The organism is Alcanivorax sp., assembly GCF_019431375.1.
Classification (GTDB): domain Bacteria; phylum Pseudomonadota; class Gammaproteobacteria; order Pseudomonadales; family Alcanivoracaceae; genus Alcanivorax; species Alcanivorax jadensis_A.
This window is the reverse complement of record NZ_CP080267.1, coordinates 202,185-225,767: the sequence shown is the minus strand read 5'-3', so window position 1 is coordinate 225,767 and position 23,583 is coordinate 202,185. Positions and strand designations below refer to the sequence as shown.

General features: G+C 54.2%; 17 protein-coding genes. 2 read left to right on the top strand and 15 right to left on the bottom strand.

Annotated features, from left to right (window positions below):
- Window position 1 precedes the first annotated feature (1 nt).
- A complete protein-coding gene (locus KZ772_RS00990; RefSeq protein ID WP_290538055.1) occupies window positions 2-1,108 on the top strand; it encodes a glycosyltransferase in 1,107 nt (368 codons plus the stop codon).
- An 18-nt stretch (window positions 1,109-1,126) separates the two neighbouring features.
- Here the strand turns inward: KZ772_RS00990 and galE are convergent, their stop codons facing one another.
- The 6 genes from galE to KZ772_RS00960 form a co-directional block, all read right to left on the bottom strand.
- Complete coding sequence (galE, locus tag KZ772_RS00985; protein WP_290538054.1) at window positions 1,127-2,143, bottom strand: UDP-glucose 4-epimerase GalE; 1,017 nt, start codon at window positions 2,141-2,143, stop codon at window positions 1,127-1,129.
- A 141-nt stretch (window positions 2,144-2,284) separates the two neighbouring features.
- The gene (locus tag KZ772_RS00980; RefSeq protein WP_290538053.1) at window positions 2,285-3,721 is read right to left on the bottom strand and encodes an MBL fold metallo-hydrolase; all 1,437 of its coding nucleotides are present in this window, start codon (window positions 3,719-3,721) and stop codon (window positions 2,285-2,287) included.
- Window positions 3,722-3,858: 137 nt separating this feature from the next.
- On the bottom strand, window positions 3,859-4,476 hold the full coding sequence (gene cysC, locus KZ772_RS00975; RefSeq protein WP_290538052.1) for an adenylyl-sulfate kinase: 618 nt from the start codon (window positions 4,474-4,476) through the stop codon (window positions 3,859-3,861).
- Window positions 4,477-4,507: 31 nt separating this feature from the next.
- Window positions 4,508-6,514 carry an acyltransferase family protein gene (locus KZ772_RS00970; protein ID WP_290538051.1) on the bottom strand — a complete coding sequence of 669 codons (2,007 nt, stop codon included), beginning with the start codon at window positions 6,512-6,514 and terminating at the stop codon, window positions 4,508-4,510.
- A gap of 46 nt (window positions 6,515-6,560) precedes the next feature.
- Window positions 6,561-8,333: an SLC13 family permease gene (locus KZ772_RS00965; RefSeq protein WP_290538050.1), complete on the bottom strand. Its 1,773-nt coding sequence runs from the start codon at window positions 8,331-8,333 to the stop codon at window positions 6,561-6,563.
- A gap of 222 nt (window positions 8,334-8,555) precedes the next feature.
- Window positions 8,556-10,442: a nucleoside-diphosphate sugar epimerase/dehydratase gene (locus KZ772_RS00960; RefSeq protein WP_290538049.1), complete on the bottom strand. Its 1,887-nt coding sequence runs from the start codon at window positions 10,440-10,442 to the stop codon at window positions 8,556-8,558.
- A gap of 587 nt (window positions 10,443-11,029) precedes the next feature.
- Between KZ772_RS00960 and KZ772_RS00955 the strand changes: the two genes are divergently transcribed.
- Window positions 11,030-11,236, top strand: a complete 207-nt coding sequence (locus KZ772_RS00955; RefSeq protein WP_290538048.1) for a hypothetical protein — start codon at window positions 11,030-11,032, stop codon at window positions 11,234-11,236.
- A gap of 78 nt (window positions 11,237-11,314) precedes the next feature.
- Here the strand turns inward: KZ772_RS00955 and KZ772_RS00950 are convergent, their stop codons facing one another.
- The 9 genes from KZ772_RS00950 to KZ772_RS00910 all read right to left on the bottom strand — a co-directional run bounded on the left by KZ772_RS00950 (window position 11,315) and on the right by KZ772_RS00910 (window position 23,559).
- Entirely contained in the window at window positions 11,315-12,583 is a 1,269-nt protein-coding gene (locus tag KZ772_RS00950; protein ID WP_290538047.1) for an O-antigen ligase family protein, read from the bottom strand.
- 183 nt (window positions 12,584-12,766) lie between these two features.
- Entirely contained in the window at window positions 12,767-13,939 is a 1,173-nt protein-coding gene (locus KZ772_RS00945) for a DegT/DnrJ/EryC1/StrS aminotransferase family protein (RefSeq protein ID WP_290538046.1), read from the bottom strand.
- 334 nt (window positions 13,940-14,273) lie between these two features.
- Window positions 14,274-14,891: a NeuD/PglB/VioB family sugar acetyltransferase gene (locus KZ772_RS00940; protein WP_290538045.1), complete on the bottom strand. Its 618-nt coding sequence runs from the start codon at window positions 14,889-14,891 to the stop codon at window positions 14,274-14,276.
- Entirely contained in the window at window positions 14,884-16,716 is a 1,833-nt protein-coding gene (locus KZ772_RS00935) for a sugar transferase (RefSeq protein ID WP_290538044.1), read from the bottom strand. The genes KZ772_RS00940 and KZ772_RS00935 overlap by 8 nt, the downstream gene beginning before the upstream one ends.
- A 1-nt stretch (window position 16,717) precedes the next feature.
- Window positions 16,718-18,556 carry an alginate lyase family protein gene (locus KZ772_RS00930; protein WP_290538043.1) on the bottom strand — a complete coding sequence of 613 codons (1,839 nt, stop codon included), beginning with the start codon at window positions 18,554-18,556 and terminating at the stop codon, window positions 16,718-16,720.
- A complete protein-coding gene (locus KZ772_RS00925) occupies window positions 18,553-20,685 on the bottom strand; it encodes a bi-domain-containing oxidoreductase (RefSeq protein ID WP_290538042.1) in 2,133 nt (710 codons plus the stop codon). The genes KZ772_RS00930 and KZ772_RS00925 overlap by 4 nt, the downstream gene beginning before the upstream one ends.
- Window positions 20,682-21,197: an acyltransferase gene (locus tag KZ772_RS00920; protein ID WP_290538041.1), complete on the bottom strand. Its 516-nt coding sequence runs from the start codon at window positions 21,195-21,197 to the stop codon at window positions 20,682-20,684. The genes KZ772_RS00925 and KZ772_RS00920 overlap by 4 nt, the downstream gene beginning before the upstream one ends.
- Window positions 21,194-22,318, bottom strand: coding sequence for a glycosyltransferase (locus KZ772_RS00915; protein ID WP_290538040.1), 1,125 nt, complete (start codon window positions 22,316-22,318; stop codon window positions 21,194-21,196). Before KZ772_RS00915 ends, KZ772_RS00920 begins: the two co-directional genes overlap by 4 nt.
- Entirely contained in the window at window positions 22,315-23,559 is a 1,245-nt protein-coding gene (locus KZ772_RS00910) for a hypothetical protein (protein WP_290538039.1), read from the bottom strand. The genes KZ772_RS00915 and KZ772_RS00910 overlap by 4 nt, the downstream gene beginning before the upstream one ends.
- Window positions 23,560-23,583: the final 24 nt, after the last annotated feature.

Genomic DNA, 23,583 nt, shown 5'->3' with positions numbered 1-23,583 from the left:
TATGAGTAAAACCATTATTCATATAACAACCAGCCTTCATAATGGAGGAGCAGAAGCCGCCCTGTTTCGTCTTGTCTGCAATGATGACAGCGATGATAGACATATCGTAATCAGCATGCGCGAGGAGGGAGTATATTCCAGCAAGTTGTCCGATAAAGGCATTAAAGTTCATCATCTTGATATGGGCAGCGGAAAGATCACCATTAAAGGGCTCTTTCTGCTTGCCAGGCTGCTACGTCAATACCGCCCCACGGTCATTCAAACATGGATGTACCATGCCAGCTTTGTAGGCGGCATAATCGCAAGACTGTGCGGCGCACGAAAAATATTCTGGGGGATTCACCACGCCACCTTCGACCCGGAAAGAAACAAGAAATCAACTCTCTTTGTGATTCGACTTTGCCGCTACGTCTCACGGATCATTCCATACAGAATTATTTATTGTTCTCAAAAGTCCTCTGAGCTGCATAATGAATCGGGCTTTTGCCACGCCAAAACGCTCATCATTCCCAACGGGTACGAGCTGGACAAGTTCAAACCCCTTACCAAGCACTCTCCGGCTGAAAATACAATCACCCTCGGAATGGTTGCCCGTTTTGACCCACTCAAGGACCACGATAATCTGCTGCGGGCACTGGCCAGCCTCAAAAACCAAAAGATCGATTTTGTTTGCCGGCTGATAGGTCAAGGGATGGATGCGGAGAATACGGAAATGCTTTCCCTCATCAATCGTTACGATCTAGCTGGGAATATTGAAATGCTGGGGGAACAGGAAGACATTCCCTTCATCATGAATCAACTCGATATACATATTCTCTCGAGTTCAGCCGAAGCATTCCCTAACGTCATAGCCGAAGCAATGGCATGTGGCACACCCTGCGTAGCGACTGACGTGGGCGATACGGCAACCATTATCGGGGCGCATGGCTGGGTTGTGACCGCCAGGGATTCCGGGGCGCTCGCAGCTGCCACCCTGGAGGCAATACGAATGAAACGAGAAGCCCCTCAGCAATGGTCAGAGCGGCAGGACCACTGCAGGGCTCATATCGTTAAACATTTCACTATTGAAAGGATGATCAGCAACTACAAGGGTGCCTGGGGAAGCTGATCGGCTAACCAGTAAGAATCAGTCACCATATCCATTCGGATTCTTGTCCTGCCAGCGCCAGTGATCCTCGCACATGGCGTCGATACCCCGTGATGCCCTCCAGCCAAGTACATTGCTGGCATGGGCCGGGTCCGCATAACAGGTCGCCACATCACCGGGGCGACGTTCCACAACCTGATAAGGAACGTCACGGCCGGAAGCCCTGGAAAAAGCCTCGATCATCTCAAGTACGCTATACCCACGTCCCGTTCCCAGGTTGGTCGTAATTAAGCCCCCGGCTTTCTCCAACGCCTGCAGTGCCGCCAGATGCCCCTCGGCAAGATCCATCACGTGGATGTAATCACGCACCCCGGTGCCGTCGTGGGTAGGGTAATCTCCACCAAACACGTTCAATTTCTCGCGCTTGCCAATAGCAACCTGGGCCACAAAAGGCATGAGATTATTGGGAATGCCATTGGGATCTTCACCGATATCACCGCTTTCATGGGCACCTACAGGGTTAAAGTAGCGCAGCAAGGCGATATTCCACTGATCATTGCTTTTATAGAGATCCCGCAACATATCTTCGATATGTAGCTTGGTTGCCCCATAAGGGTTGGTTGCACTCAGCGGGAAATCTTCACGAATGGGGACCGTCGCCGGGTCGCCATAGACCGTTGCCGAGGAGCTGAACACCATAGTCCGCACCTCTGCACGCTCCATGGCCTCAAGCAATGTCAGTGTGCCGGTCACATTGCAATCATAGTAGCGCAGGGGCTCATCAACCGACTCCCCCACCGCTTTCAGGCCCGCAAAATGGATCACCGCCCGCACATCATGCTCGGCAAACAGAGCGTCCAGACAGGTGGCATCCCGTATATCACCCTGGACAAAGGTCACTGTCTTGCCAGTCAGTCGCTCCACACGGACCAGGCTTTCGCGGCTACTGTTGCTCAAGTTATCCAGCACAACCACCGGATAGCCCGCTTCCAGCAGCAACAACACGGTATGGGAACCGATATAGCCTGCACCGCCCGTCACGAGAATACTTTTCACAGCCGAACCTCTCTTTTTACTCTGAATGACCAGGCGAACACGACCAGCCAGGGGCATTATCTCTGATTAGCAGCGTTTCTGCATATGGCACATCGCAGGTGCAACAGCGGACCTCAAGGGGTTAGCTGGCGGCAAACTCCCTCACGCTCCCGGTGTCAGCAAATCCACAGCCAGGCCGCGCCGCTGGTATAGCGATGCCATTTTTTCAGCCAACGCTCGCTTGGCCGACTCATCGCCGTGCACGATCCGGATCACACCGGGCCAGCGCCCCATGCCACTGACGAAATCCAGCAGGTCCTGTTGATCTGCGTGGGCGGAGTAACCGCTAATGGTGTCCACCCCTGCCCGAATGGCAACGTCCTCACCTTCCAGGCGCACCCGACCGCCCCGCCCGACCCTCTGAATCTCGCGCCCCGGCGTTCCCGCGGCCTGATACCCCACAAACAGCACATTGTGGCGCTGGTCGCCCAGCATCGCCCTCAGGTAATTGACGATCCGTCCACCGGCGCACATGCCGCTGGCAGCAATCACCACTGCCGGCCGGGCACTCTCCGCCAGATGGTGCACCATGCGCATATGAGCCTCATGACCATCTACCGTCAGCAGCTGATCAAACGCCAGCGGACGGCGCCCGTCCGCCAGCCGCTCACGGGCTTCATCTTCCCAGTAAGGCGACAGCTCTCGATAGACCCGAGTGAAACGGCTGGCAAGGGGCGAATCCAGCACAATGGGCAGTTCATCCCAATCCAGGAAGGGATGCATGGCGCGCTGCCGGTTCTCGTGGATGATCTCCTCGAGCTCGTAAAGCAGCTCCTGGGTGCGCCCGATACTGAACGCCGGGATCAGCAAAGTCCCCTTGTCAGCCAAGGCCCTTACCAGCATTACCTCCAGCCGCTGGCGCCGGGCTGCCCTGCCCTCATGCCGACGGTCCCCGTAGGTGCTCTCAATCACCAGTACATCCGCTCCCTCGGGGGATGTGGGTGGCGGCAGGATCGGCGCATGGGAGGCCCCCAGATCACCGGAGAACACCGTGACATGATCGCCACAGTAACGGCAGGCCACGTAAGCGGAGCCAAGAATATGGCCCGCACGCTGCAGGCAGATCTCCACCTCACTGCCATCCGCACACTCAATGGCGTGCCAATGGTCGTAGGGAAGCGGCACCAGCCGCTGCTCCAGCACTGCCAGGAAACGCTCCACCTGATCCGGCTGACGGCTGATACCCAGCCGAAACGCATCTTCAAGCACAATGGGCAGCAGTTTTGCAGAAGGCAGGCTGCAATAAATCGGCCCCTGAAACCCGGCGGCCAACAGCCATGGCACCCGGCCCACATGGTCGATATGCACATGAGTCAGTACCAGCGCCTGGAGCCGGTAGATATCGAAATCGATGGCCAGCTCCCCGGCACTGGCGCCGCCGGGGCCGGTATCCCGCCCCTGAAAGAGGCCGCAATCAATCAGCACCGACGCGCTGTCGCTCACCACCCACTCATGGGCGGAGCCGGTGACACCGCTGACAGCACCGTGGTGCCGCACAAAAGGAAAGGCCCCAGAGGGGCCTTTATCTTGACGATCCATGTCAATGTCCTTGTCTACAGAGCTGCTTATTGCAACCCGCGGGAGAGTATCCCGCCGTTAAAGCTATGCTTGAGGCATTGGGAGGTGGTTCGCCATGCAAGCATAGCTCCTACAGTTACAAACCGGGCCGTCGAGGCTTAGACGATCGCCGCGATCAGCTGCTTCACGCAGGCTTCGATATCGTTCTCCGCGGTGTTGATCACCACTTCCGGCTTCGCCGGCGCCTCGTAGGGGCTGTCGATACCGGTGAATTCCTTGATGATGCCCTGGCGCGCCTTCTGATACAGGCCCTTGGGATCACGCTTTTCGCACTCTTCCAGCGGCGCGTCCACGAACACCTCGACAAATTCACCGTCTTCGAACAACTCACGGGCGGCATCGCGGTCTGCGCGGAACGGGCTGATAAAGGCAGTTACAACGATCAGGCCCGCATCCACCATCAGCTTGGCCACTTCGGAAACACGACGGATGTTCTCGGTACGGTCTTCATCGCTCATGCCCAGATTCTTGTTCAGGCCATGACGCACGTTATCGCCATCCAGCAGATAGGTATGCTTACCCTGCTCAGTCAGCGCCACTTCCAGCGCATTCGCCAGCGTAGACTTGCCGGAACCGGACAGACCGGTCAGCCAAATACACTTGGGCTTCTGATCCTTCACCTTGGCACGGTCAGCCTTGGTCACATTGGACTCATGCCACACGACGTGGGCTTTGGATTCGTTTTCACGTTCCTGGTAAGGGGACTTCTCAACCATGGGAGCTCCTAAAAAATAACAGTCAAAAACATCAATCAGCCACTTTTCCCACTTCAAGGGAAAACGGATTCTCGAATTTCTCAAGGTACATCCGACCCACAAACTCCGAGCCGGGATAATTCAGATGACCCGCATCACGATATAACGGCAAGCCGTTCATTTCCGAATAACAATAATCTGCATCACACATCACGCTGGCCGGATCGATGATAATAATTTCCGGGAAGCGCAGCTTCAAATCAGCCAGTAGTGCAGACCAGCGCTGATAGTCTTCCAGATAGTCATCCCGAGTCATCCTGCAATCCTGATCCAGGGAAAAACGCAGGTTATTCAATGCACAGGAGGAAATGTCATCGGGAAAATAAGGCGTCCCTTTGATAATCACCGGAATACTGCCTTGCTCCAGAATACGATCGAGCGTCTTCGCCATTGATACAGCAAAAACCTGATTGGATTCTTCCAGGTCAGCCACAAGGGGCTGCCCCTGCGGAGCAAACATACCCTTATTCATATAACGACTGAAACTGCCTCCCAGGATCACATACTTGAACCCTTCAGGCAGAAGCGTATTTTCGAGGTAAGAGTTGCGTTCCGAAAATGCGTCATAACGCACCCAATCACCATCCTGCTGATAATAGAAATCCACATCCAGCATCAACGGGGTCCGGCTCTGTGTAATCTCGTAGCCCCGCACATTTGCCTCAGAAAGCAAAACATCCACAAAACCAGAGAAGTGATTAGCATGGGAGTCACCAACCAGCAAGGCATCAACGGCTCCCTTGTCCACACCGATTCCACATTTATCCCGCCCCAGGGGGCTTGCGACCGGCCCCTCAATACACCCTTCTCTCACCTGGTGGGCGGGCGTAGAAACCGCCTCCACCATAACAGCGAGTCGTGAGTCTACCAGGCCAGGAAAACCCCGGAAGTGAATAGTAACGATCGCGATAGCAATCATGAAAACGGCTGGCAATACAAAAAGATACCCCACAACCTTTTTCCATGATGCCGATCTCAATACCACAAAAGGCTTTTCGACATAAAGATAGGTCAAGGCTGCCAATAGGAAAGTGCCCAGGAACACAGCCACACTCACCGGCAAAGTAAGCGGCACCAGTTGCAGATTAAGAAACGCGATCAGCGGCCAATGCCATAGGTAGGCGGGGTAAGATACTTTCCCCAAAAAAACAGACACCGGATTAGACAGCAACAACCTACTGACAGGCTCCCTTGTCCCTGAAAACAAAATGACAAGCAGGGTACCAACACAGGGAAACAGCGCATTCAAACCGGGAAACACGGTTTCATCACCAAAAGCGACCGCCCCGTACCCGATTAGTAGAAGCCCAAACAGCACCAGTGCACTTGCAACCACACCATTGATCCTGCTCAACCAACTCACAGGCAAAAGAACCAGAACCGCGCCCAACAAAAGCTCAAACGCACGAGTCGGCATAAGATAATAGGTGGCGGCTTTGTAATGCAGAGCCCCCCAATGTGAAACCATCAACGCCGCCAGCGTAATCGCAATCACAACCAGCAGAAGGCGACGGGGAAACCCGGCCACAGCTAACAGCAATAGCGTCGGCCAGACCAGATAGAACTGCTCTTCGACCGCCAGAGACCACAAATGCAGCAGTGGCGTGGTGTCTGCCCCTGACCCGAAATAGCCACCAACGGCATCCCACATGTAGAAATTGGCGGCAAAAAGGGTTGAATAAATCACGCTACGCGAATAATCGACCAGCTCCGCCGGCAACATGTATATGCCGGCAAGCACACTGGTTGCCAACAAGACCAGAAAATAGGCTGGTGCCAGCCGAATTACCCGGCGTTGGTAGAAGCTGCCAAAGGAAAACGTCCCTTGGCGAACCTCTTTGGCGACGATACCTGTGATCAAATAACCAGAGATTACAAAGAACACATCCACGCCGACAAAGCCGCCGGAGAAAGCGCCAATATCCAGATGAGCAAGCAGCACAAGCGCCACTGCCACAAAACGCAGCCCATCAATTTCTGCCCTGTACTTCAGCGCCATTCCAGCTCTTCTAGGTCAATGCGGTTGCAACTTTTGGAGAGAATAATCAGAACCCCCAAACCATCGGAATCACCGTCAACGTAATCACTGCCACCACCACACTCATCGGAAACCCGATTTTCAGGTAATCGCGGAAGGTATAACCCCCCGGGCCCATTACCATCAGGTTGGTCTGGTAGCCCAGAGGTGTCATGAAGCTGGCTGAGGCGGCGAACATGACGGCGACGATGAAGGGCATGGGGCTGACGCCCAGTTGTTCCGCTACACCCAGAGCGATGGGGAAGACCAGCACTGCAGCGGCGTTATTGGTGATCATCTCGGTGAACATGGCGGTCAGCAGGTAGACAATCACCAGCGCCAGCCAGGGGGATAGTCCGCTGTCCGGAATCACCTGCTCCACAATCCAGGCGGCAGCGCCGCTGCTTTCCATGGCACGGCCCAGCGCAAAAGAGGCGCCGATCACTACCAATACCGGCAGATTCACACTCACATTCATGCGCGAGCGGTTTACCGTGACACAGCGGGTTACCAGCAGCAGACCTGCGGCCAGCATGGCGGCCTCCAGGGTCGACGCCAGCCCCAGTACATTGGCCATTACCATGGCCACCAGCACCCCGACAGCAACCGGTGCACGGCGGAAATCCGGGGGCGTGGAATCTTTCAGTGGGCTGACCAGCATGAAATCCCGGCGGTAGCGATACTGCTCCACAAACTGCTCGCTGGTTTCCAACAGCAGGGTATCACCCACCTTCAACACCAGCTCTCCGACCTTGCCGGGCAACCGCTGACCACTACGGCTGATACTGAGAATGGCAGCCTGATAACGGGTACGGAAGCCGGTTTCCTTTACGGTCTTGCCGATACCCGGGAACTCCGGGCTCAACACCACTTCCACCAGATGCCGCTGGTGATTATTCAGCGCCAGCTTGTGCGCTCCGCCATGAGCGGCCTGCAGACCATTGATACGCTGCAGCTCCCTGGCACATTCAGGCACACCGACAAAGGCCAGCAGGTCCCCTTCCTGCAGAGTCATCTCCGGCCCCACCGCCGGGAACAGGCGCTCACCTCGCTGGATCTCAGTGAGATAGCCATAAGTCAGATTACGCAACCCGGCATCCTGAATGGAGCGCCCTGCCAACGGACTGCCCTTCGCTACCAGCATCTCCACATGGTATTCGCGGCCATGTTCCCACTGCTCCACCATGCCCTCACGCTCAGGTAGCAGAAAACGGCCCGCCAGCAACAGGAACGCAGCCCCTCCCAGCAATACCGGGATGCCCACCCAGGCCACATCAAAGATTCCGAAGGCCTCCATGCCCCTTTCCTGCACCAGACCATCCACCACCAGGTTGGTACTGGTGCCGATCAGGGTACAGGTGCCACCGAGAATGGCCGCATAACTCAGCGGCAACAGCAGCTTCGACGCAGACAGACGCAGGCGCTGGGCCCACTCCTGCACTGCCGGAATCATCATCGCCACCACAGTGGTGTTGTTCAGGAAGGCACTCAGCAAGGACGCCGGCGCCACCAGCCGCAACTGGCTGGCAAACACGGATTTCGGCTGGCCGAGTAGACGGTGCGCCACCCAGTAAATGGCCCCGGTATCCCGCAAGGCCGCCGCCACCACATAAAGAGCCGCAATGGTCATCAACCCCGGGTTGGCAAAGCCGGACAGCGCCTCACCGGGAGACACCACCCCGGTGACCAACACCATCACCAGCGCAGCCATCATGGTGATATCCGCCGGCACCCGATTACTGGCCAGCGCGCCCAGCACCGAGACCACAATCAGCAGTGTTATCAGGATATCCATATTCACGGGGCGAATTCCCTCAGAAGGCCAACGGGCCATGGGTTGCGCAGAAAAAGGGCATTTTACAGGGAAAAGGATATATAAGAAGGGGAATTCAATTCGAAATAGCTATAAGCAAAGAGCCGCAGAGGCAGCAAAACCAACCCGTTGGAGCCTTGCTCGCAAGGCGAAAGGCGATCAGCTTCAAACCTTCGCCCTTTAAGTATGGCTCCAACGGTCTTGATGGACTCAGTCCGCCAGAGCCCGATTATCCGACACCAGCCTGGGCAGTTCCCGGGTCTGCATGCTTTCCAGCGAACGACTACCATTGGTGCCCGGTTGATACCCGGCCACATAGCTGCACAACAAGGATTTCAGCGCCACTTTATCGCCCTTCTCCAGGGCCTTGCGGAACGACTCCAGGGCAAACAGGATTTCATCCCAGCTCAGCCGCTCTTCGGTGGCCCGCATGATCATTTCATGCTCGGTGCCCACACTACACTCACCGATCAGCAGCTCCTCATAAAGCTTTTCGCCCGGGCGTAGGCCGGTATAGGTGATTTCGATATCACCATTGGGGTTCTCTTCATCCCTTACCGAGAGCCCCATCAGATGCACCATGGTGCTCGCCAGATCCAAAATCCGAACGGGTTCGCCCATGTCCAGCACAAAGACTTCCCCGCCCTTGGCCATGGCCCCCGCCTGAATCACCAGCTGGGAGGCTTCGGGGATGGTCATGAAATAACGGATCACATCCGGGTGGGTCACCGTCAGCGGCCCACCGCGCTGAATCTGCTCCCGGAACAGCGGCACCACCGAGCCGGAAGAGCCCAGCACATTCCCAAAGCGCACCATGGAAAACACCGTCCCGGAGCCACGGTCTGCCATGGCCTGCAGCACCATTTCGGCAAAACGCTTGGTCGCCCCCATCACATTGGTGGGGCGCACTGCCTTGTCGGTGGACACCAGAATAAAGTGCTTCACACCGGCCGCTTCTGCGCCCTGGGCTGCCTCCAGCGTACCCAGAATATTATTCCGGACACCCGCTGAGGGGTTGGCTTCCACAATCGGCACATGCTTGTAGGCGGCAGCGTGATAAACCGTATCCACGCGATATTCCCGGCACACCCGCTCGACATGCCCCCGGTTCACCACCGAGCCCAGCATGGGAAACAGCTCCACCTGAAGCCCCTTGGCGTCAATATAGGCCGCCATCTCTTTCTCTATGGCGTACAGGCTCAACTCGCTCTGCTCAAACAGAATCAGGCAGGAAGGCTTCAGCTTCAGAATCTGGCGACACAACTCGCTGCCGATAGAACCGCCGGCACCGGTAACCAACACATGCTTGCCGCTGATACAGCGATGCAGCAACTCCTGTTTGGGCGGCACCGAATCCCGGCCCAGCAAGTCCTCAATGGACACATCCTTGATTTCTTCGATACGCGCCTTGCCGCTGGCGATATCACTGAACGCCGGCACCGTCTGCACCTTCACATTCAGGGTTTCCAGCCAACGCACAATGGCCATTCGCTGGGAGCGGCTCAACGACGGCACCGCCAACAATACCGAAGTCACCTTGCCGCGACGGCAGGCTTTCTCCAGCGCCTTGCGATCCACCACTGGCACCCCGGCCAGCAAGGTGCCCTGCTTGTTATAGGCATCATCCACCACCATAGCGGCGAACATTTCTGCACTGGACTGCAGGCCAGCCACCAGTTGGGCACCGGCACCACCGGCACCAAACACAGCCACAGGCTGGCGATTCAAGGCTCCACCCAGCACATATACCAGGAAACGCCGCATCACGAAACGACTGCCACCCAGGTACAACAGCGCAAGCATGCCCCAGATCAGAAACACCGAGCGGGGTACCGCAGCATCCGGAATCATGTAAGACGCCGCAGCCAGCACCACCACAGAGGAAAATACCCCCGTCATCATGGACCAGGCCACTTCCGCGCCCAGGTAACGCACGATGGACTTGTAGAACCCTGCCATATACAGGGCCGGGATCAACACCAACGGCGCAGCCAGGAAAATCCAGAGGTCATGAATCGGCGGAGTAAACGAATTGAAACGCAACGAAAACGCCAACCAGACCAGCAGCGGCGCGGCCAATACATCTGCAGTAAGCATCACTGCACGCTTTGACCGGCGAGAGAGGGAGATCAGTCTGTAAACCGAGGGGTACAGTATTGTAGAAGGCATCGGGTCCATCCATGTGACCAAGCTGGCCAGCGTCAGCGCAAAAGTCTAACCGATCAAATGTGACAGAACGCACATCCCAGAATCGGGCCAGCATTATAAGCGCTTTTTAGCATTATCCAATGGTCATTCGTCTTATGAATACAATTCACAACAAGTATTCGACACTTACTATAGTCACTTCAAGCCAACCGGGTCTGCAGGGACGCCAGCAACTCCGCCGTATTTTGCGATTGATTACAAAGCAGCCAGCCCAACCTCCAACCGCCATGTCAGCAAAAACCTACAAATGCTCCCGCCTTTCACCGACAGCCAACACATGCCAAAGCCACTACCCTAAGGCCTTCCACCTGTAGGAGCTTGCTTGCAAGCGAACCCCCACGATTGACCTTGCAAGCAAGTTCGGCTGCAAGCAGCCCCCTACCGCGATGCAATATACAAGGAACGGGACTCGGGACACCAAAATACAGCGCCCACCAAACCACCAACACATCAAACAACACACACCAAGGACCACCATGCCTCTCTACCGAGCCAGCTTCCGCCACACCTTCAGCAGCGGCGACACCGTAGAGCTCACCTCCAAACCCTACCCCGCCAACAGCTGGGAGCATGCGCGCCAACTGGCAGACGCCTTCGGCTACGAAGACGTCCGCATAGCCGTAGCCGATTACCCCCAACACGGCATACGCAAGGAATACCCCCTGCTAACAGTAGTGGAATGATCCCCTACAACCCCATAACTGTAGGAGCTTGCCTGCAAGCGAACCCGACAACCTTCCACAAAAACCCGCCACCGTGATTCACCCCCCACCCGGCACAGAACTGCGGCGCCCCTTGAGCAGACACCAACACCCCACAATCAGCCCCAGATACCCCGATAAGCCCCGCACATCCCGCAACATGGACTGACTTAGCCCAAACCCGACAAACCCCACGACAATCAACACACCACACAACGCCAAGGCCCTGGCTTGCTCATCGCCACCCCTGCGCCAATGTCGCCAGAACAACCACAACGGCACCCCATACAAGGCCATCAGCGACAACAGCCCCGGCACTCCCCGCCGGGCAAAGGTATCCACCAGATCACTATGCAACTGGTCATAACGGCTAATCCCTGAATGAAAGCGACCTTCCTCTACCCACGCATCACGCTGCGCCTCCAGCCGCCCTTCCCCCCAACCCAGCCCTGGCCGGAGCGTGATCAGCTGCCACCCCGCACGCCACATTTCCAGACGCACACCCAGAGATGACCCGGCATCGCCACCGGCATATTCCTGCAAATTCGCCACCCCCTGGCTAAGCCGCCCTTTCACTGGCACGCCAGGCATCAGCGACATTGCCAACAGCACCGCCACAAGAACAGCCACCAGCCCCACCATGCTTCCCCTACCCCCCCAGCGGGGGCGGGTTGCGTGAAACGCGAGCAGCAATATCAGCGCCAACACCGGGAAGACCACCCAGCCACCCCGGGTGCCGGAAAGCACCGATGCCAATAACCCGCCCACTGCCGCCAAAACAAACGCCAACCGCAACCACCAGCGAGCAGAAGGCAAGCACACCAATCCAGCCAACGACAACGCGCCCAGCAACAAGGCAAGATTCCCGAAGGGAATCGCGTTTATCCCGTTACCCACACGCCAACGCCCCAACCACCAATGCTCATAGGCCGCAATGCCACCTACCAGAAGGGCCCCGAACGCCACGCCCCACCACCAGAAACCAGGCCGTGGAGGCACCTGCCGCCAGGCCACCATCACCAACGCAGCCAGCACAGGCCACAACGGTAACCACAGCCCTTGATTACCCTCGCCCACCGGCCAGACGCCAGTGCGCCAAACATCACCGAGCCACACTGCGGCAAACACAAGCAACGCCAACAGAAAGGCACCATCCTCCCGATCCAGCCGCCACCGGCTATCGCGATTAACTATCCAGAAAAACACACAAAGCAAAGCCAGCCCCGAAGCCACCAACGGCAAGATGGCATAGGCGCCGTGGAACACCACCAACAGGGAAAGAAAAGAAAAAAGAAGGAAACTTGCCGAGAACCGGCACCACCGAATCACACCATCACCTCGCCCGGAGGCATCAACGCATCAGATCAGCAAAACCAACATACAGGACCAATCCCCTGTAGGAGCTATGCTTGCATGGCGAACAGCCCGCCACTCGCCATGCAAGCACGGGCCACGACGCCCCCTTCGGTCCGCACTTAACTGCGTACGTTACTGGGCCACGACCCACAAAAATCAAACAGCCTGCGCCATAACACCTCGAAGCACAGCACATGTCTTCTCAATCTCAGCCTCAGTCAATGTCGGATGAACCAGGAACATCAACGAAGACTCACCTAGTGCCTTCGCCACCGGCAACCGCTCTTTCGGCCCAAGCCCAAGATCAGTAAACGCCTTCTCCAGATACACCTCAGAGCAGGAACCAGAAAAACAAGGCACGCCTTCCGCCACAACAGCATTCATGATGCGATCCCGGTCCCAACCGTCAGCAAGCTTGGCCTCATCCACAAACACATAACACTTGTAGCCAGCATGGCCAATCTCAGCCGGCACAACGGGCACACGCAACCCCGGCAATGCTGCCGCCGTTTCCCAAATCGCCTGGCAATGTGCCTGGCGAGCAGCAGTCCATTCCGCCATACGTTGTAACTGAATGCGCCCAATGGCCGACTGCATTTCCGTTAGGCGCCAGTTAGTGCCCACCGACTCATGCAACCAGCGAAAACCGGGCGGATGATCACGCTCATACACCGCATCCCAGCTCTTGCCGTGATCCTTGAAGCTCCACATGCGCGACCACAGCTCACGATCATTACAGGTGACCATGCCACCCTCACCGCCGGTGCTCATGATCTTGTCCTGACAAAACGACCAGCAGCCCACATGGCCCAAACCACCCACTGGCTTACCTTTATAAGTCGCACCATGAGCCTGGGCACAATCTTCAATCACAAACAGCCCATGCTGTTCGGCCAGCGCCATCATGCCATCCATGTCACAAGGCCAACCAGCCAGATGCACACACACAATTGCCTTGGTGTTCGGGGTAATCACCGCAGCAACGGTGTCAGGAGTAATGTTCTGGGTATCCGCATCCACATCAGCAAACACCGGCGTAGCACCGGCATTAATCACTGACGTGGCAGACGCCAGGAAGGTACGCGGTGTCACCACCACTTCATCACCGGCACCAATACCCAGCCCCTGCAAGGCCAGATCCAGCGCCAGGGTGCCGTTGGCCACCGCAATGGCATACTCGGTACCGGCAAAGGTGGCAAATTCGCGTTCGAATTCACGCCCTTCCTGGCCAGTCCAGTAATTCACCTTGTTGGAAAGTAATACGCGAGAAACCGCATCGGCTTCTTCCGGGGTAAAGGAAGGCCAAGGGGAAAAGGGGCCGTTTAACATATGAGATGAATATTCCGTTCAGTATTTTGAAAATCCACTGGCAGGCCATAAGCAATAGCCATTGCCGTTACTAAAACCACACGCCAGTCGATTCCAGATGACAATTATCGTTGGCGGTACTTTTCTACCAACGCATCCTGCAACTCAACGCCAGACGTCTGACCGCGCGCAATACGAAGCATTTCTACTTTCGTAGCCGGTGAGACACAGGCACCAGCCATCGCCCAAGAGCCCACAGCTTGATCTACCTTGAAGGCAGTAACTTGATCACTTGATCTTTTCCGCACGGGATGGCTCCTGAATGATTCTCGAATCCAGTGTAGGCCGGGTGAGCTTAAACAGCACGAGCAGGCGTACCCACCACCGTCAAACCATCACCTATATCAGATACCACCGTGGCACCCGCCCCCACCGTCACCGACCGGCCAATGCTGATGCACTGCTTTACCTGACAGCCAATACCCAGCCAGCTTGATTCACCCACCCGGACTTCGCCACCCAGTGCGGCACCAGGGCATACATGGCTGTATTCACCAATAACGCAATCATGGTCCACGCAGGCACCGGTATTGATAATCGCCCCGCGCTCAATGCGAGCATCCACATTCACCACAGCGCCAGCGACTACCAGCACACCCTCGCCAATTCGGGCAAACTGACTAATCACCGCAGAAGGATCACACAGGCTCACCAGGGGCAGGTCATGGCTCAACAACCACTCACACCAGGTTCGACGATGCACCGCATTGCCAATAGCCACAAAATAGCCATCACAATGAACATCAACGGCAGAAGCAGGTTCACCAACCACAGACCAGTGGCTGATGTCATAAGCGCCACTGGAAGCAAGGCCATCAAAAAAAATCACCTCTTCCCAGCCGCAACGCAGCGCGGTCTCCGCCGCCACCTTACCGTGGCCACCCGCACCAATAATGCCAAGTCGCCTAGTCACGGGAAGGACTCCCGGTAAACCGTGTCATCGTCGCTTCCCCGTCCTGGCTAATGCCATCGCGCTTCACCACCTTCCACACAGTGAGAAACAGAATCTTGATATCCAGCCACAGGGTACGGTTTTCCACATACCACACATCCAGCTCGAATTTTTCTTCCCAGCTCAAGGCATTACGGCCATTGATCTGCGCCCAGCCGGTGATGCCAGGACGCACCTCATGGCGGCGCGACTGGCGCTCAGAATACAAAGGCAGATATTCCATCAGCAAGGGGCGTGGGCCAACCAAACTCATGTCACCCTTGAGCACATTCCAGAGTTCAGGAAGTTCATCAAGGCTGGTGGAACGCAGGAACTGGCCAAAGGGGGTCAGGCGCTCACTATCTGGCAGCAACTCACCATCGGCACCACGTTCATCAGTCATGGTGCGAAATTTGACCATCTGGAAAGGCTTACCCGCCTTACCCGGTCGCACCTGGCGAAAGCAAACCGGAGAGCCATGCTTGCGACGCACGAACCAGGCCAGTATCAAAATCACAGGTGCCAGTAGAAGCAGCCCCGCACCCGCCCCCACAATATCCACCAACCGCTTCACTGGCGCGGTTACGGGCAAGGTGGAAGAGTTTGCTAGTACCTCGACAAAGCGGCTACCAAGGACATCACGGTCAAATTCACGATGCGCCAACTGACTTGCCGCCTTACCCATGCGTTTCAGCTCATCCCGGTTATCCGCCGCCGCCTCAAGCGCATCGGCAAACTGTTCAGCGGAATCCGCGTCCACAGCATAGCCACAGCCGGATTCCTTGATCATCCCGGCCAGCCAACCGGGGTAATTATTCAGCACCGGCAAACCGGCTGAAATGTAGTCAAAAAACTTGTTTGGCGATGTACCAAAATAAAAGGCAGGCACATTCGCCAGGGATTGAATGCCCAAATCTGCTGCCTTCATCAAACCAGCCAAACGTTGCTTGTTAACCGGATCGTGAAAAATCACATTATCCAGCTCTTGCTCAGCTGCACGCTCCATGAGCTGCGGTTTGAGTTTTCCATCACCCACCAGTGCAATCTTGATATCATCACGGCCACGCTCTTTGAGAAGTTGCGCAGCATCCAGCACCGCGTCCAGCCCATTGGCCATACCATGGGTACCGGTGAACACCGCCAGCAGATCAGTAGCAGTGACCCCTTCCGGCCTCCAGACGTCCACATCCTGTTCGAAGATAGAGAAGTCACAGCCATTGGGCACCATGGCAATCTGATCACTGGGCACACCACAGCGCTGAATACCTTGGACAATACCCGGAGACAATCCAATCACCCGGTGCGCAGAGCGGTAGCTAACCCACTCAAGAACACCCATCGCCCAGAGCACTACAGGGTTGGTAATCACCCCCATTTCACGAGGCAATTCAGGCCAGAGATCACGCACCTCGAAAACGAAGGGCTTACCCCGCAGCCAGCGAGCAAATATTCCAGGAATACCCGCCGTTAAGGGTGTCGTCGTGGCAAACAGCACATCGTAGCGGTGTGTCAGTGCCACCCCTACACTACGAAGGGCAAATAGCAGGAACAGCAGGGCTCGCTTGATAAAGCCATCCGCGTTGGAATAGGCAAGATCGAACTCAATCACTCCGATACCGTCAACCCGCCCCTCGCGCCGCCCACGACGAAAATCGCCGTTCAAGCCCGTATTGCCTCCTCCATAAGAGCCACACACCATCGTGACCTCATGCCCTTGGGCAACCAATCGCCGCGCCATCTCATAGGAACGAATCCCTGTAGATCCCTTAGGGGTAGAAAAATGCTGGTGAAAATACAAAACCCGCATATCAGTATCTCAATTCCGTTGTCAGCCTGCCGGCCTGTTCCATTTCAATTTCCAGAACCGGTAGAGGGGTCTTTTGGGAGTAGTAACGGGACTCCCAACCCTCAACAAGTTCACAGCGCTTGAGCGGCTGATCTGCTTCAACATGAATACGTACGCCGCAGCCTACAAGCCAGTCATCCTTCCAGTGCCATTCACCCGGAGCCAGGCGCCAACGCAAAACCGCAGACTTTTCAAAGCCCTTTATGTCATCAGTAACTCTAAGTGCACTGCCCGACAAGGCCAGTCCCCGCTGGTGATACGCACCTTTCCAGTCCCGATAGCCTGCCGCCATTGTCTGAAAGCCGTCTTTCTCACCCAGAGCCGACACCCCTCGCCCCTTAGGCCAGGCGCCAAATAGAAAACGGCTTAGCCGTGGCATGGCATCCCGACCATCAAACTGAACTGTATTGTGTGCCTGAGAGCCGGGAAAGTAGCTCTGCCAGGGCTCATCACAGTTATAACTGTAAGAGCCTGCATCCCTTAGCACATTCAGGCCATCCAGCCAGAAGTCCACATGCAGCAAATCAGACTGGCCTGGGCGAAAGCGAAACCGGGGGTAGCGGAAAAGCAGCATGGCCTGGTTTTCATGCGACACAGCTTCACGCAACACCGCAAAACCGCCCAGGTCATACCGACATGAACGCCGGTAATCGACGCTTGTAGCAGGTAACGGCACTCGCAGCAGTTGCAGTGGCTCGTCCCAGGGCCCGGAATCCTGATACGCCCGCTTGCCAGCAAACAGCACCGAAGCCAACTGAACAGAGGGGCGAACATCCCGGTAATCCGTCTCTGCCAGAGGCAACAGCCTCGCCCCATCATTGGCTCCCAGATTCGGAGTGTCACCACCATCAGGCGACACCATATTACCCAGCCAGGCGGTAGCCGCCTGCAAGCGCCTCACCAGTTCAGCTGAAAAATCAGGCAGCGCCAGTTCCTTGCGCCAAAGCTCGGCCATTGAGTAACTATCCAGCATCACACGATGATAATTCAGGGAGTACTGGCTGAAGCAGCCATCCGTTTCGATCAATCGTCTCGCACGGTTTTCCAACCACTTGCGCCCAAGATTCATCCAGTGTCGGGCTTCGCCATCCCCGCTGCTATTAGCGCACATCAGCCAGCTGCCACCGATAAACAGCGCAGCGGCCTCTGAGGTGCCATGATTGTTATCCTGCGCGATAGCGTACTGAATCGTTGGCGCAATACGCTGCAAGTGCACTCGAACAAGTTCCAGCAGCCCTTCTTGGGGCTCAGTCACCTGTCCCAGTAAATGGGCCGCCATGGCGAGATGCATCACGCGAATCGAGGCTTCCTGACCGCACTTCCAGTTAGCCCCCATATAGGGAGGGTTCTTTTCAGACCAGTCCGCCAGCCATGCATTCAACTGGCTGAGCGCCTGGCCATCCCCCGCCAACGACTGTTTGGCAAAGCCCAATACCCAATCGAAACGTGAAGCCTCCCAAATCCCCTTGATATCCCCCAGCCCATCGATAAAGTCCGGCATCTGCCACCAGGGCAGGCACGGCACTTCTTGCTCGGTAATGACACTTTTGTGCCACAGGGGAATACCGGATTCAGATGGAAAGTTTGTATCAAGACCAAATGGCTTTGTCGTAAACAACAATTTGCTTGCCGAAGAGTCTACCGCGCCAGCCACAAAAAATGGCCCCGCTGGGGACTGCGCAACCAAAGTCCGGACCGGATTCACACCAAACCTGACACCCAGCCGATAGTACAGGGCACGGCCAATATTGACCGGCCCCAAACGCCAAGCGGTGATCAGTTTTAAAAGCACAGGGTTCATTGATTGCGCAGCTGCTCAACCGCATCCAGCGTGGCCGCAGCCACCTCAAACAGCTCACCGGCCGGAATGGGCGCAGGCCCACCCGCTTCAATGGCAGACAGGAACGCCGCAGCGCAGGCGGATTGCCCCTTGTCCTGACGCCACAGATTCATTTTCTTGAACCCGGCCCAACCGTACCCGCGCAGCTTGCGGAAATTATCCAACTGGAGCACTTTGCCGCCCGCAAACACTTCTACCCGCTCCTTGGGGAAGCTGGCAGCGCCATTGGCAAGATAGTGAATGGTGCCAAAGGAACCATCTGCGAACCCGAGTGTGATAGCCGCCTTGTCTTCAGTAATCGCCACGCCAGGCGCATCTCCCATACGACGCGCCTGCACTGAAACAATCTCTGAGCCTGCCAGATAACGCATCAGATCAATAAAGTGGCAAGCCTCACCAATAATACGACCGCCCCCAACTTCGGCATCCTGAGTCCAGTGGTCCGCAGGAATGGCCCCGGCATTCATCGTCATGATGAAGGACTTGGGCTCTGAAATAGGCGATAACAGCGACTTCATCTTCTGAACCTGGGGAGAAAAGCGCCGGTTAAACCCGACCATGAGCATGGCAGGCTTCGCACCCTCATCACGATAAGCCTGCTCAACCTTATCCAGGTCATCACGAGTCACTGCCAGAGGCTTTTCGACAAATACATGCTTGCCTGCTTCCAGCGCCGACACCACAAACCCCGCATGGGAATTGTGCCGTGTCACAATAGCAACGGTATTAATCTCAGGGTTCTCCAGCATGGCCTGCGTGTCTGTAGTGGCCTCGATAAAACCGGCCTTCTCGCCATGGATCACACCATTCACGCCACCAGAGGTAGAAATGGTATGCAACTGGGCACCGGCGGCCTTGAAGGCAGGAATCAACATCCGCGATGCATAATTACCCGCACCGATAAACCCGATCACCGGCCTGGCCGGGTCAATCTTCACATCCGCCGCAAGCGACACTGAGCGAATGTGGCGGCTCTCCGGAGCGCTGCTGTAATTGAGGATAATGCCAAGCGCAGATTTGTCAGCGGTAAGCTGGTCATAAGCCTTGGGCGCATCTTCAAACTCGAAGCGGTGGGTAATCAGCGGCTTAACATCCAGCTGACCTGAGGCCATCATGTCCAGTACGGCCTCGAAATTACGCTGCTCGGTCCAGCGCACAAAACCTAACGGGTAGTCATTTCCCTGCTCTTCATAGGAAGGATCATAACGGCCTGGCCCATAGGAGCAGGACACCTGGAAGGACAATTCCTTCTCGTAAAAATCCGCCCGGTTCAATTCAAGGCCCGTCACCCCTACCAGGATAATACGCCCACGCTTGCGGCTCATCCGCGCAGCCTGAATCACCGGATCACTAACCTTGGTAGACGCAGTGATAATCACTCCATCCACACCATTGCCACGGCTGAATGCCATACCTGCTTCTACAGGGTCCTGCCCTTTGGCAGGGTTACAGATCTCAGCACCAAACTGTTTGGCCTGCGCCAGCTTGCTATCGTCAAAATCAATCGCCAGCACCCGGCAACCCTGGGCGCGAAGTAGCTGCACCGTAAGCAGGCCAATAAGACCAACCCCGGTCACCACAAACGACTCCCCAAGTGTGGGGTTTGCCAATCGAATACCCTGAAGGCCAATGCTCGCCACCACAGCAAACGATGCCTCTTCATTGCTCACAGAGTCCGGAATGCGGGCACAGAGGTTTTTGCTGACACGAACAACATCCGCATGCGGGCCATTGGAAACCACCCTGTCACCGGTCTTGAAGCCTTCGACACCCTTACCGATCTCGGCAACTGTTCCGACATTGCAGTAACCCAGCGGCAACGGCTGAGCCAGTTTGGATTTCACCGCATCAACCGTGGTCATCAGTCCATCCGTCTGGACCTTCTCGATAACCATTTTTACTTTTTCAGGCTGCTGTCTGGCTTTATCAAGGTAAGAAGCACGGCCGAAGTCCACGAGCATTCGCTCGGTACCAGCTGAGATAAGCGTGCACACAGTTGAAATAAGCATTGATTGGGTGGATACAATAGGGACTGGTGAAACGGCGAGCACAGTTCCACCCTTAGCAATATTTTGGAGAACTTGCTTCATGTTCTTTCCTTAATAATTCGTGCCGGCACACCCGCAACAACAACACCTGGTGGAACGCATTTGGCTACTACACTTCCAGCAGCAACAACTGAGCCTCTGCCTATTTCAACCCCGGGCAGAATTATGCAGTTTGCACCTACCCAAACATCCTCCGCTATTATTACCGGCTTCTTCTCGTGCCCAGATGAAAATATTTTATTTGGCATTGGTGGAATCTTATGATTGCTGGACAATATCTGTGTACCATAACCAATCAAAGTTCTGTCTCCAATAGAAACACCACCGTCAGTAGTTATAAGAACCCCCCTTGCAAGATCAACATCATCGCCAAGTGACAATTTACGGCCTGTAAAGATCCAGACCCCCGGATAATAAACCACGCGCCGCCCAACATTTGACCGCCACACAACTCGCAGATAACTAGACTTAATAAAATTAAGAACTCGGAACCTTGGAAGCAAAAACAACAAATATGAAAAAGTCTCAGCCAACACCACAAAAAAATATCTCATGGTTTCCCTCTATTCTCGTGACAACCAATAATATTCATATATTGAGAGTATTTACTTCCATCAACCCCAAGTTCTATCAACATCCTTAATCCTTCTTCAACCAAGCCACCAACAGATGATTCATCAGTAAAAACACCATGTATCTCTTGAGCTGCAGCATTAGGATTTTCAGGGTTTATATATGACGCCGCCTTTCGGCACGAAGCTAAAGCCCAGTCTGAATCCGTTACAAAAAGGGGCTTTTCAAAGAACCATGACTCAACCCAGTTATTACTAAAACTTTCAAGCAGAGACACGTTAATCATCGCATCACACTGACTAATTAAATCAGATATTTCCCCTTGATAGACAGGCCCAACATTGATCAGTCTTTCAGATACTTCGAACTTTGAAAACTCAGAATTAACAACACGAAGATAGTCAGAATCATGCGGCAAAGTGATAATCAATTTGTAGTCATCAAGAAGACTTAATTTGGAAAAAACTTTTGCAAGCAGATGAATCCTTTTATTTGGGTGCGGCCCAGAAAGATATAGAATCCGTTTCCCTGCCACACCTTCAAAGAAATTAGTTCCATTTGAATCAGAGGCAAGAAGATTACTGGGCTGCATTTTTACAACATGAACCATCCTTCCCCTAAAAACCCCCCCCAGGGCCTTGTCCTTCAAGAATTCTGTTTCCACTATGATCTCGTCAGATCGCCGACAAAAAGTGAGCCTAAAAAAATCCTGGATTTTTTTGACTAGGCGCTCCTTAAAAGGCAAAAAACCCCAAAAATCTACATCAAATTGGATAATATTCGAATAGGCAAAACCAGATACAGTTCTTGCCCCATAACTAAAAAATGGAGGAGGACCAAAAATTGTAAATATCAGTGAAGAACCTAAAAAAAACCGAAAATAAGCGCCATGAAAGAAGTGGAAAAGCAAAAAGCCAAGAATGCCCGGCCAGACAGCAAAAACCGCCAAACTGTTTTCTTCACAGTATCGATGAACATGACCTCCTCGAACGCAGACAACAACACTGCGAACATCATCATTAATCAGGGAAGACAAAAAGGAAAGTGCATTCTGAAGACCTCCTCCACTTTTAACAGAAAACATATTAACAACAAGCATCATCTTCCCCTATAAACAAAACTGTAAATACCGTAAAAAAACAAAAAGCCACAAACCATGAAGAATGGAGTAGAAATGCCTCTAGGCAAAAAAAATGAAATGGCAACAAGAAAGCATGCGATATACGCCCTGCCAGTCTTAGACAAGGCAGAACGAGAGTAGAACCTTGACCCAACAGCAAGGCCAAAACCAATCAAAATCGAAAAAGAAACGGCCCCCCAAAAACCAAAATCAGAGTACGAAACTCCATAATATCCAAAAGACGATGAATGAGTTTCAGACAGCGACCCATCATATGCACGGGGTAACCAATAACCAATCTGAGGTGGCTTCTCTCTCCAAAGCGAAGATGGAACCCAAAAAACACTAACAGCAAATAACGACGCCCCATATTTAAAGCTGTTATTTTCAAAATACGTAACCATTTTTTGAGATGAAACCAATATCCCTTCAGTTTTCAAAACCCCAAATGCATACTTATCATTATCATAATAAGAAACACCGAGGCTTTCTTCCCTATATGCAACCACATAGTTAGAGACCAGGATCCCAAAAATCAAAAAAATCACAATTTTGACAATTGATTTAGGAGCAGGATTTCGTAACCCCAAAAAACTATGCAAAAAAAACGGGGCTAACGAAAGAAGAATAGGGTACCGGTTACCTTGAAAGAAAAGTATTAGAGCAACACAGATGACAGCGAGATAACCACCCAACCTTTCTCGATGAGACACGTCAACTTTATTAATCAAAATAGACACATAAAATGGAATAGCAATTGCTAAAACAATTTGAAGACCACGACCTACAGAACCAACGTCCGAGTTCAATGCTACAAATTGCCTTCCATATTTAAATGTAGCTAAAGCCAACCCCCCGCCCACTATCATAAACACCGACAAGAGCAACAAAATGAACAAATAATAGAGCCGTATATTTCTCACGTAATAGGAAGACACGATATCCAGCTTCTGATCCGAAGACGAAAAACAATAAAAACCAATAGATACGGCCCAATACGAATATACAGTCAGTTCAACTGCCTGCTTATAATCCTCCAATCCTGAGGTCGAATCCCAAAAGATAACGTAATCAACAAAGAGGAAAAGAAAGCAGCCGAGCGAAAACGAATAGTAAAGAATCCCAGCTCTTTTGCTTAGCACCGCAAAGATAAAGGTAAGCAAAAAAACGCACACAACAAGTATCGGCAAATCTGAAACCGACATAAAATTAAATGCCAGCATCAACAACACAGAAATAATGAAATA

Bases quoted from the DNA above. Each gene is read 5' to 3' on its own strand.
- KZ772_RS00960 (WP_290538049.1), bottom strand. From the start codon at position 10,442: ATGCTTACTGCAGATGTATTGGCCGCGCCGCTGCTGGTCTGGTTGGCG.
- KZ772_RS00970 (WP_290538051.1), bottom strand. From the start codon at position 6,514: ATGGCGCTGAAGTACAGGGCAGAAATTGATGGGCTGCGTTTTGTGGCA.
- KZ772_RS00935 (WP_290538044.1), bottom strand. From the start codon at position 16,716: ATGCGGGTTTTGTATTTTCACCAGCATTTTTCTACCCCTAAGGGATCT.
- KZ772_RS00955 (WP_290538048.1), top strand. From the start codon at position 11,030: ATGCCTCTCTACCGAGCCAGCTTCCGCCACACCTTCAGCAGCGGCGAC.
- KZ772_RS00990 (WP_290538055.1), top strand. From the start codon at position 2: ATGAGTAAAACCATTATTCATATAACAACCAGCCTTCATAATGGAGGA.
- KZ772_RS00915 (WP_290538040.1), bottom strand. From the start codon at position 22,318: ATGATGCTTGTTGTTAATATGTTTTCTGTTAAAAGTGGAGGAGGTCTT.
- KZ772_RS00920 (WP_290538041.1), bottom strand. From the start codon at position 21,197: ATGAGATATTTTTTTGTGGTGTTGGCTGAGACTTTTTCATATTTGTTG.
- KZ772_RS00980 (WP_290538053.1), bottom strand. From the start codon at position 3,721: ATGGATCGTCAAGATAAAGGCCCCTCTGGGGCCTTTCCTTTTGTGCGG.
- KZ772_RS00925 (WP_290538042.1), bottom strand. From the start codon at position 20,685: ATGAAGCAAGTTCTCCAAAATATTGCTAAGGGTGGAACTGTGCTCGCC.
- KZ772_RS00910 (WP_290538039.1), bottom strand. From the start codon at position 23,559: ATGCTGGCATTTAATTTTATGTCGGTTTCAGATTTGCCGATACTTGTT.
- KZ772_RS00945 (WP_290538046.1), bottom strand. From the start codon at position 13,939: ATGTTAAACGGCCCCTTTTCCCCTTGGCCTTCCTTTACCCCGGAAGAA.
- KZ772_RS00930 (WP_290538043.1), bottom strand. From the start codon at position 18,556: ATGAACCCTGTGCTTTTAAAACTGATCACCGCTTGGCGTTTGGGGCCG.
- cysC (WP_290538052.1), bottom strand. From the start codon at position 4,476: ATGGTTGAGAAGTCCCCTTACCAGGAACGTGAAAACGAATCCAAAGCC.